This window comes from uncultured Alistipes sp. (assembly GCF_949296715.1).
Taxonomy (GTDB): domain Bacteria; phylum Bacteroidota; class Bacteroidia; order Bacteroidales; family Rikenellaceae; genus Alistipes.
Genome location: NZ_CASFQD010000054.1, coordinates 1 through 1,557 on the forward strand (window position 1 = coordinate 1; position 1,557 = coordinate 1,557).

General features: G+C 66.3%; 3 protein-coding genes. All 3 read left to right on the forward strand.

What is annotated here, in order from left to right; translation table 11 throughout:
- The coding region (locus Q1Y33_RS08035) for a pimeloyl-ACP methyl esterase BioG family protein (RefSeq protein WP_300799225.1) at positions 1-478 on the forward strand (478 nt) is incomplete at its 5' end.
- A complete protein-coding gene (gene bioC, locus Q1Y33_RS08040) occupies positions 463-1,230 on the forward strand; it encodes a malonyl-ACP O-methyltransferase BioC (RefSeq protein ID WP_300799226.1) in 768 nt (255 codons plus the stop codon). The genes Q1Y33_RS08035 and bioC, both read left to right, overlap by 16 nt.
- Positions 1,227-1,557, forward strand: a 331-nt coding sequence (locus tag Q1Y33_RS08045) for a dethiobiotin synthase (RefSeq protein WP_300799227.1), incomplete at its 3' end; no start/stop codon positions are given. The genes bioC and Q1Y33_RS08045, both read left to right, overlap by 4 nt.

Below are 1,557 nucleotides of genomic sequence, written 5' to 3' on the forward strand. Positions count from 1 at the left end.
AGGCTGGTCGATGGGCGTATGGGCCGCCTCGCACGTGCTGCCCTCGGCAGGCCTGAACGTGGCCAGCTGCACCGCCCTGAACGGCACGCCCCACCCCATCGACGAACGGCGCGGCATTCCGCCCGCCATCTACCAAGGTACGCTCGACGGACTGACGGGCGCCTCGCTCCACAAGTTCCTGCGCCGCATGTGTGCCGACAGCATCGCCTTCCGCCAGTTCCTCGAACGCACGCCCCGCCGCCCGCTGGACGAGATACGCGACGAGCTGGCCTGCATCGCCCGCCTCGACGCCGAGCTGCCCGACGCCACGCTGACGTGGACCGAAGCCGTCGTGGGCCGCGCAGACCGCATCATCCCGCCCGCCAACCAGCTGACGGCCTGGTACGAGCTGGGTACGCCCGTCCGCGAGACCGACGACGCGCACTACCAGGAAACCCTCTTCAACCATTACCTGCAAGACCGATGGACAAACGCCTGATAGCCGAACGATTTGCCCGCGCTCGCGCCACCTATAGTCGCGAGGCGCGCGTGCAGCAGCAGGTGGCCGAGAAGATGACCGCCCTGCTGCGCCGCACCCTGCCCGACGCCCGCTTCGACCGCATCGCCGAGTTCGGCTGCGGCACGGGATTGTATTCGCAGCTCATCCACGACACGTGGCACCCCTCGCTGCTCCACCTCAACGACCTCTGCCCCGAGATGCGCTTCTGCCTGGAGGGCCTGACCGCCCGGCCCGGTGTGGCGTTCGAGGCGGGCGATGCCGAGACCTGCCCCCTCCCCGGCGGACTGGACCTGCTGACGTCGTGCTCCACCCTCCAGTGGTTCGCCTCGCCCCGCGACTTCTTCCGCCGCGCCGCCTCGCTGCTCCGCCCCGGCGGCGTGCTGGCTTTCACCACCTTCGGCCTGCGCAACCTGCACGAGATACGCACGCTGACGGGCAACGGGCTGGACTACACGCCTCCCCAGCAGCTCCGCCGCGAGCTGGAAGACGCCGGATTCTGCATCCTCCACCTGGAGCAGGAAGAGGCCGTACTCCGCTTCCCCACTCCCGTCGACGTCCTGCGCCACCTGCGCATGACGGGCGTCACCGGCACGGAGAAGCAGACGTGGAGCCGCGGCCGCCTGCAAGCGTTCTGCGACGAATACCTCCGCCGCTTCGGCTCGTCCGAAGGCGTGAGCCTGACGTATCAACCGATATATGTGATTTCTTCCAAAAAAACACCAACAATATGAACAACATCTACTTCATCAGCGGCATCGACACCGATGCCGGAAAATCCTACTGCACCGCCTGGTATGCAGCACAACTCATCAAAGAAGGCCGACGCGTCATCACCCAGAAATTCATCCAGACAGGCAACGTGGGCCACAGCGAGGATATCGACCTGCACCGCCGCCTCATGGGCACCGGCTACCTGCCCGAAGACCGCGAAGGACTCACCATGCCCGAAATCTTCTCCTACCCCGCCTCGCCCGACCTGGCCGCACGCATCGACCACCGCGAAATAAACTTCGAACGCATCGACCGCGCCACGCAGGAACTGGCCCGCCGCTACGACA

Excerpts from the sequence above, each read along its gene's own strand:
- bioC (WP_300799226.1), top strand. The coding sequence starts at position 463 with ATGGACAAACGCCTGATAGCCGAACGATTTGCCCGCGCTCGCGCCACC.